The 8,300-nt window shown below is 71.8% G+C and carries 6 protein-coding genes; 4 read left to right on the top strand and 2 right to left on the bottom strand.

Annotated features, from left to right (window positions below; all coding sequences use genetic code 11):
- The first annotated feature begins 433 nt into the window (after positions 1-433).
- From IE95_RS0114960 to IE95_RS0114945, 4 genes are all read left to right on the top strand, one after another.
- On the top strand, positions 434-949 hold the full coding sequence (locus IE95_RS0114960) for a VanZ family protein (protein ID WP_051703174.1): 516 nt from the start codon (positions 434-436) through the stop codon (positions 947-949).
- A gap of 255 nt (positions 950-1,204) precedes the next feature.
- Complete coding sequence (locus IE95_RS21140; protein ID WP_345968947.1) at positions 1,205-1,753, top strand: HEAT repeat domain-containing protein; 549 nt, start codon at positions 1,205-1,207, stop codon at positions 1,751-1,753.
- A 164-nt stretch (positions 1,754-1,917) separates the two neighbouring features.
- Positions 1,918-2,499, top strand: a complete 582-nt coding sequence (locus IE95_RS0114950) for a VanZ family protein (protein WP_051703167.1) — start codon at positions 1,918-1,920, stop codon at positions 2,497-2,499.
- Positions 2,500-2,829: 330 nt separating this feature from the next.
- On the top strand, positions 2,830-4,122 hold the full coding sequence (locus IE95_RS0114945) for a hypothetical protein (RefSeq protein ID WP_030152422.1): 1,293 nt from the start codon (positions 2,830-2,832) through the stop codon (positions 4,120-4,122).
- A gap of 33 nt (positions 4,123-4,155) precedes the next feature.
- Here the strand turns inward: IE95_RS0114945 and IE95_RS0114940 are convergent, their stop codons facing one another.
- Both IE95_RS0114940 and IE95_RS0114935 read right to left on the bottom strand, forming a co-directional pair.
- Positions 4,156-5,811 carry a glycoside hydrolase family 43 protein gene (locus IE95_RS0114940; RefSeq protein WP_030152421.1) on the bottom strand — a complete coding sequence of 552 codons (1,656 nt, stop codon included), beginning with the start codon at positions 5,809-5,811 and terminating at the stop codon, positions 4,156-4,158.
- A 1-nt stretch (position 5,812) separates the two neighbouring features.
- Positions 5,813-8,293, bottom strand: coding sequence for a beta-xylosidase/alpha-l-arabinosidase (locus IE95_RS0114935; protein WP_030152420.1), 2,481 nt, complete (start codon positions 8,291-8,293; stop codon positions 5,813-5,815).
- Positions 8,294-8,300 lie beyond the last annotated feature (7 nt).

Here is an 8,300-nt window from a genome sequence, read left to right as displayed (position 1 = left end):
TGCCTACCTGGCTCCAGCACTACAACCTAGAACGACCCCACCTCGGCATCGGCGGCCTACGACCCATCGACCGAGTCAACAACGCAACGAGTCAGTACAGCTAGGCCCGTCGATCGCGGCAGCGATGTGGGCCTGCTTCCAGCCATCACGGCGGCGTTCGATGATCAGCTTCCTGCCGCGAACGGTCAGGCGGGCATTAGCGTGGGACATGAGGACCTCCGGGTTGTGAAGACTTCGACATCTCCACTAAGCCCGGAGGTCCTCCCTTCCACAACCCGAACTGACACCAACCTCGTGACCGGGTACACCTAGTCCCTTCCAAGGCGCCCGGTCTCACTCGCCGCGCTGGGGACGGAGGCCCCTGCGCGTCCAGGTTGCGCATACGGCTACGGTGGGGCGCCCGTGCCCGATCGAGCTGGAGCGTCCTCGCACCGTGATCTCTACCCTCCTGGTCCAGTACCCGTGGTTCTCCCCGGCGGTCCTCGCTCTGCTCGTGATCGTCGGCCCGGTCGCGGGAAGGTGGCTGTACGGGCGCCCACGGATCGCCTGGACGCTGTGCGGGATCTCGCTCGTGCCGATCGCGCTGCTCACGCTCGTCCCCTCCAGCCGGGAGATCGTCGAGCGGTGCACCGTCGCCTGGGCTCTGCCGACGTTCGGCCGCGTCGAGCTCATGGCCAACGTGATCCTCTTCGTGCCGCCCGTCCTGCTCGCGGCGATCGCGAGCCGTCGCCCGTTCGTCGCGTTCCTCGGCGGCGTCGGGGGCTCCGCCGCGGTCGAGCTGGTCCAGGCACTCCTCCCCGCCCTCGGACGGTCGTGCGACACGAACGACTGGCTCACCAACTCGATCGGGGCCGCGATCGGCGCCGTCCTGGCCGGTGCCGCGATCTGGGCCGTACGACGGTGGCCGTCGCACGAGCCAGAATCCTCCGACGAGGCGGCACGCGCCTGAGCCTCGGGCCCGAGGAGGCCTTTCGGCCCTACCCCAGCCGGGACGGGAGCCATAGCGTGCTGGTCATGAGCGTGCGTGAAGAGCACCGGGCCGCCTTGCGCGCGCTCGACGGCGATGCGGCCGCCGTGCGCGTGTACCTCTCGACCCGCTCAGGGCTGCCCGGGCCTCGGGCGAACCTCGAGCTGATCGGCGCGTTCGCCGACGTCGCGCCGGCGGGCCTCGTGCTCGCCCTGGCCGACTCCCCCCGACGAGTACCTGCGCTGCTGCGGGACGGTCGGCCTGGGCCGGCTCGTCGTCGACGTCCCCAGCGGTGCACGCACCGACCTGACCGACCTGCTGCGCGTCCGCGCGGCCGACGGGTCGTGGCGCGTCCGCGAGGCCGTCGCGATGGGGCTGCAGCGCATCGGTGACGCCGAGCCCGCCACCCTCCGCTCGCTCGTGGCTTCCTGGGTCGACGACCAGGACCCGCTGGTCCGCCGCGCCGCGGTCGCCGGGATCTGCGAGCCGCGCCTCCTGCGCACCCCCGCCACCGCGACGGCCGCCCTGGACGCCTGCGAGGTCGCCACCGCCTCGATCCGTGCGCTCGCGCCCGACACCCGCCGCGACACGGGCGTCGGGTCGCTGCGCCAGGCCCTCGGGTACTGCTGGAGCGTCGCCGTCGCGGGCGACCCGGCAGCCGGTCTGCCGCGCTTCGCCGCGCTGCGCGGCTCAGACGACCCGGACGTGGCGTGGATCGTGCGCGAGAACGAGAAGAAGACCCGCCTTCGCCGCCTGCTCGACCGGCCCGACGCCCCGTCCGCCTGATCCGGGGGCCGCGCGAGCACGCCCGGGTGACGGCGACGGTCGTACTCGCTGTCTCCTCGGGTCCGACCACGGACGGATGCCGAGCTCCTGGCACGACGGGCACTGTGGCGTGGAGCCGCGGCACCAGCCACAGCACACGTCTCGGAGAAAGGTGCAGATCACCCGTGTTCCACCAGGTCCCGGTCCTCCCGGTCGTCGTCCCTCTGGCCGCGGCGGTGTTCGCGGGGTTGATGTGGTCGCTGATCCGCAGCAGGCGCTTCTCCGTGCCGCGAGCCGCGGTCGCCCTCGCGCTCGGCGTCTACGTCGCCGGGATCGTCGCGAACACCGTCTTCCCGGTCTTCCTCGACAAGCCCGTCAGCAGCGCCCCCTGGGCCAGCCATCTCGCCGTCGTGCCGTTCGCGGACTACGAGGTCGCCGATGCGGTCATGAACGTGCTGGTCTTCGTCCCGGTCGGCGTCCTCGTGCCGCTGCTCGTGCCCCGGGCCTCGTGGCGACGGGCCGTGGCAGCAGCAGCGGTCCTCAGCCTGACGATCGAGGCCACCCAGCTCGTGACGGCGCACCTGCTCGGTGGGGGGCACATCGCGGACGTGAACGACCTGATCTTCAACATCACCGGTGGGGCGGTCGGCTTCGCGGTGTTCTCGGCGCTCGTGAAGGTCCCGTCCGTCAGCGCCGTCGTCGACCGGTTCCGCTGGCACGAGGTCGAGGTCCGCGGAGCCGAGGTCGACGCGGCGCAGCGCGGGTGACACCTTTCCTGAGGACGTAGCGGGACCTCAGCACCCTCGGTACTCCACACACCTACTTCGTCTTGTCCCCTCCAACCTCACACTGTTGTCACGACACGTGCTGTCGGTGGGGCATGGTTACCTGCTCTCATGTCAGAGACACGGAGATTGCCCGTCGAACCGCCCGCATCTCCGAGCATTCAGCGTGAACTCGCCGAGGCGCTCGTGCACGCCGGGCTCTCTGCGATTCCAGTCGTTGACGGCGCAGCCGTGGAGGCACTGGCGCGGACACCTCCTCTGAGTGCCGAACTGCTCACTTTCTCCGCGACTGCGGCCTGATCGGCGTCGGGCGTGCTGAACTCACGCGAGTGGGCAATTCTCACCCTTTTAATCATCTTCGCCGTCGTCGTGCTCTCGATCCCAAGTACTCGCAAGCACGTCCCGCAACTTCTGCGAGGGGCTTCGAGTGGGGCCATCGTCATCCCACTCGTTGCGCTTACCGTGTGGGTGGCCGCACTCGTCATAGGCGCCTCGCACCTCGGTCTCTGGAATTCTGGACTAGTCAAGGACACGGTCGTCTGGTTCGTCGTATCAGGTTTCGGGACGATCTTCGCCGCACTGAGCGCCGCGAAGCGCGACCGGTACTTTGCAACGGCGATCAAACAAGCGGTCGGGATGGCTGTATTCATCCAGTATGCGATGAACCTACGCACGTTCAACTACCTCGTTGAGGTGATGCTTCAACTCGGCCTCATCCTTCTCGTCGCGCTCATCGCCTTCTCTGAACGCGACCCTCGCCACATGTCAGCGAGGCGACTTCTAGTCACGCTCAATGTGCTCGTCGGCCTCACCTTGATCACCCTAACCGTCCGCCAACTCACGGCGAACTTGGAGACGCTTGACGTGCGTCAGACGCTCCTGGGGCTCGCGCTGTCAATTTGGCTGCCGCTCGGGATCTTGCCATTCGTGTGGCTTCTGGCTCTCTACCTGTCATACGACACGCTCCTCCGCCGCCTGCGTATGCCAATCTTCGGGGTTCCGGCCCCCCTGAAGACCCGCGTCGCTACGGTTGTGGCACTAGGTCCGGATCTGCGAACCGCTCATGACCTGTCGAACCGTCACGACGACCTGCAGGTCATCGCCCGTACCGGGACTTGGCGCGAGACATGGGATGCTGTGCGCGTCTACCGCAGGCAGCGAGATCGTCGGCGTGCCCAGCCTGCGCTCGCCGCGCAACGCCTGCGCCGATTTGCCGGCGTGAGGGGCGTCGATCTGGATGGGCGTCAACTCGACCAACGCGAGCTAGGTGAGACTCGCGAAGCCTTGCAGTGGCTCGCCCTGTGCCACATGGGGCATCATCGCAACCGTGGGCGTTATCGAGCGGACCTTCTGCATGTGCTCGGGGACTTCCCCCAGAAGGGCCTACCCCCAGATCACGGGATCCAGATGACCGTCACCAAAGGTGGCAGGTCTTGGCACGCATGGCGGCGCACACCAAGCGGACTGGTGCTCGGCATTGGAGCGCGGTCCGATCCGTCCGCGCACTGGTTCTACGCTGGCATGCAGCCACCAGGCGGCCCCCCGCCAGACGGCAGGCAATGGGAACAGGGCGCTTCGAGCGCACCGGACTGGCGCTTCCGGTAGCCAGAGGACATTCGCGCCACCACGAAGCAAGTCTCAGCGCCCTCGGTACTCCACGCACTCGACGTCCGCGACCGTCGCGGTCGTCGTCCCGCGGCCCGTCGCGTACGGGCCGAGCCACACGCCCAGGAACCCGCCCGCCTCGGGTGAGCTGAGCCGCCCGCCGTGCACGGTCGCGACGGCGTGGAAGCCACGCAACGTCCGGACCCCGAGCGCGTACTCCTGACCGGTGGCGTGCAGCACCACGTCCACAGGCCCCTCGGCCAGCCCCAGCGGCCCGAGCGCCGCGCGCCCCACGACGACCTCCTCGCCGCCGAAGCGCTCGACCACGAGCACCTCGCGCCTGCCGAGCCCACCAGGAGCAGCAGGCACCGCCCGCGTCACGACCGCCGCGATCCACGCCTCCTCGGACTGGCGCACCGCGAGCCCGGCCCACTCGTCGGGCCCGGCCGGGTCGACGTCGACGCGCACCGTGAGGTCCATGTCCCGGTGCTGCTGGCGGCGCCCCAGGAACGCGGGGGTCGCGACGTCGGACAGCGTCGCGGGCAGCAGCGGGAGCCGCAGGTGCCGGGGCCTCTCCGTGAGCGACCAGAAGCGCTCCCCGGTCCGCACCTGGTTCCACGCGAGGTCGAGGTCAGGACCGTCGAACGTCTCGTGCACGACGACGGAGCCCACCCCGGCAGGCTGGCCCGCCTCAGCCGGTGAGCCGCTCCCCGGACGCCGCGCTCCGACGTCGGGCAGGGGAAAGTCCCCCGCGACGTGGCCCACGGCCGGGGCGACCACGGGCCACCCGTCCTCCCAGACGACGGGCGCGAGGAACGTCTCGCGCCCCAGGTTGGGGAAGTAGCCGCCGTAGGGGCGGCTGCCGAGCAGGACCGTCCACCACTCGCCGGCAGCGGTCTCCACGAGGTCCCCGTGCCCGACGCCGACGACGGGGAAGTCCTTGCCGAGGTGGCGGTGCGTGAGGATCGGGTTCGCGGGGTTGCCCGTGTACGGGCCGGTGACGGTGTCGGCGCGTGCGACCGAGACCGCGTGGTGGTGCTCGGTGCCGCCCTCGGAGGCGAGCAGGTAGTAGTGGTCGCCGACCCGGTACAGGTGCGGGCCCTCGGCCCAGACCGCGCCGCGCAGCGCGCCGCGCCACAGGACGTGCTCGGGGCCGACGAGCGCGCCCGCGGCGAGGTCGAGCTCGCGCAGCCACACCTCGGTCTGGCCGTCCCACTCCCCCGGGTCGGCGAGGCGGGTCGCGGTGAGCCACACGCGCCCGGTCGAGTCGTCGAAGAACAGCGACGGGTCGATCCCGTCGCCCTCGAGCCACACCGGGTCGGACCAGGGTCCGGCGGGGTCGGTCGCGGTCACGAGGAGGTGCCCTCCCTGGCCCTGGGTGTGGACGAGCGTCGTGACGACGGAGAACGTCCCGGCGTGGTGCCGGATCGTCGCGGCGTACAGCCCGCCCGACGACGGCACGGTCGACAGGTCCACCTGGTCGGTGCGGTGGATCGCGTGGCCCACCTGCGTCCACGTGACCAGGTCGCGGCTGTGGAAGACCGGCAGGCCCGGGAAGTACTCGAACGTCGAGGTCACGAGGTAGTAGTCGTCGGGTGCGACGGTCCCGTCCGCCCGGGTGACCCCGGGGACCCGGCAGATGCTGGGGTCGGGGTGCGTCCCGGGCAGGACGGGGTTCGTGAAGGTCACCTCAGACCTTGCCCACCACGAGCGGTGCGTGCAGCTCGCGCGTGTGGTCGACCACGCGCACGTCGCCCACGAGCGACACCTGGGCCACGAGCCGCACGTCGGCGCTCGACGCCCCGAACCGCAGCTCGATCGCGCCCGGCTCGACGATCCGGCGGCCGTCGCGCCCCGTGAACGAGAGCACGTCGGCGGGCACGGTCGCGCTCACGCGCGCCGACGCGCCCGCGGCGAGCGGCACGCGCACGTACCCGACGAGCCGCTGCACTGGCCGCACGACCGACGCCACGGGGTCGTGCGCGTAGACCTGCACGACCTCGACGCCGTCGCGCCCGCCCGTGTTCCGCACGACGAACGACGCCTCGAAGGCCCCGTCGGGCGCGGCCTCGGCCGCGCCCACCACGAGGTCCGACCAGTCGAAGCTCGTGTAGGTGAGCCCGTGGCCGAACGCGAAGGCCGCGGTCGGGTCGATGTTCGACACGTCGGTCGCCTGCGCGAGCGTCGCGGCCAGGTAGGAGGTCGGCTGGGCGCCCTCGGTCCCGGGCACGCTCACGGGCAGCCGGCCCGACGGCGCCACGCGCCCCGACAGGACGCCCGCGACCGCGCGGGTCCCCTCCTCGCCCGCGAAGAACGCCTGGACGATCGCCGCGGCGCCGGGCTCACCGGGCGCCGGGGTCGCGGCCGCGCCGAGCGCGTAGGGTCGACCCGAGAGGATCGTCGCGACCACGGGGCGACCCGTGGCGAGCAGCGCGTCGAGCAGGTCCTGCTGGGCGCCGGGCAGGCGCAGCGACTCGACGTCGCAGCCCTCACCGCTCGTGCCGCGGCCGAACAGCCCGGCCCGGTCGCCCAGGGCGACCACGACGACGTCGGCCTCGCGGGCGAGGTTCACCGCCGCGGTGATACCCGCGGCGTCGGCGGCCGCGACCTCGGCCGTGCTCACGGCCCCGGTCGAGGACGGGTCGCTCGTGCCGTCGAGCGTGATCGCGGGCAGCACGTCGACCGTGACGCCCGGCAGCTCGGCACGCAGGGACTCGGCGAGCGTGGGCAGCGAGATCCCGAGCGGGATCTCGGGGTGGGCCAGTCCCACGTGCGCGGGGAACGAGTAGCAGCCGAGCACGGCCATGGGGTCCTCGGCCGTCGGGCCGACGAGCGCGATCCGGCGCACGTCCGGACCGAGCGGGAGCACGCCGTCGTTCGCGAGCAGGACCACGGCCTGCTCGGCGACCTCGCGGGCCAGGGCCCGGTTGGCGTGTCCGTCGAGGTCGACGGTCCCGCGCAGCGCGGCGTGATCGATGTCCTGCGCGGCGGACCCCGCCCCGGACACGGCGGCGAGCACGTCCGCGGGCACGTCCCGCAGCACGGCCGGGACGGGGTCCCAGCCGGCGTCGAGCAGGCCGAGCTCGACCTTCTGGCGCAGCACGCGCTCCAGCGCGCGGTCCACGAGCGCGACGTCGACCTCCCCGGCCTCGAGGGCCGCGACGAGCGGCTCGCCGAACGTCTTGACGGTCGGGAGCTCGACGTCGACCCCGGCCGCGAGCGCCGTCGCGGCGGCCTCGGCCCAGTCCCCGGCCACGCCGTGCATGATCTTGAGGAACGCGATCCCGAAGTAGTCGGCGACGACGGTCCCGTCGAAGCCCCACGTGTCGCGCAGCAGCCCGGTCAGGAGCTCGCGGTCGGCGGCCGAGGGGATGCCGTCGGTGTCGGTGTAGGCGTGCATGACCGAGCGCACGCCGCCCTCGCGGACGGCCATCTCGAACGGCGGAAGGATCACGTCGGCGCGCTCGCGCGAGCCCATCGAGACGGGCGCGTGGTTACGTCCGCCGCGCGAGGCCGAGTACCCGGCGAAGTGCTTGAGCGTCGCGACGATCCCGGCAGACTCCAGGCCCTGGACGTAGGCCGTGGCGACGGTCCCGACGAGGTAGGGGTCCTCGCCGATGGTCTCCTCGACGCGGCCCCAGCGGGCGTCGCGCACGACGTCGAGCACGGGCGCCAGGCCCTGGTGCACGCCGACCGAGCGCATGTCCTGCCCGATCCGCGTCGCCATGCGGCGCACGAGCGCGGGGTCGAACGTCGCACCCCACGACAGGGGCACGGGGTAGGCCGTCGCGCCCCACGCCGAGAAGCCCGCGAGGCACTCCTCGTGCGCGAGCGCCGGGATGCCGAAGCGGTTCGCCGAGCGCACGCGCTCCTGCGTGCGCAGCAGCGACAGCGCCCCCAGGGCCGGGTCGACCGGGTTGGTCCCGAAGGGCCGCGTGAGCTGCCCCAGCCCGTCGGGCAGGATCGTGTCGAGGTCGACGCCGTCCTCCATGTCGTGCTGGTGCGGGGCGACCTCGCCGCCCTCGGCCGACGCGCCGACCCACACGCCGAAGAGCTGGGCGACCTTCTCGCGCAGCGTCATCTCGGACATGAGGGCCTTGACGCGGGTGGCGGTTCCGACCGTCGGGTCGGACCACACGGGCAGGTCGGTCTGGTTCGTCTGAAGAGTCATGGTGGAG

Origin of the sequence: Oerskovia turbata, assembly GCF_000718325.1 — a bacterium.
In the GTDB taxonomy this organism is placed as follows: Bacteria; Actinomycetota; Actinomycetes; order Actinomycetales; family Cellulomonadaceae; genus Oerskovia; species Oerskovia turbata.
The sequence above is the reverse complement of the archived record's forward strand: the minus strand, read 5'-3'. Positions and strand labels throughout refer to the sequence as shown.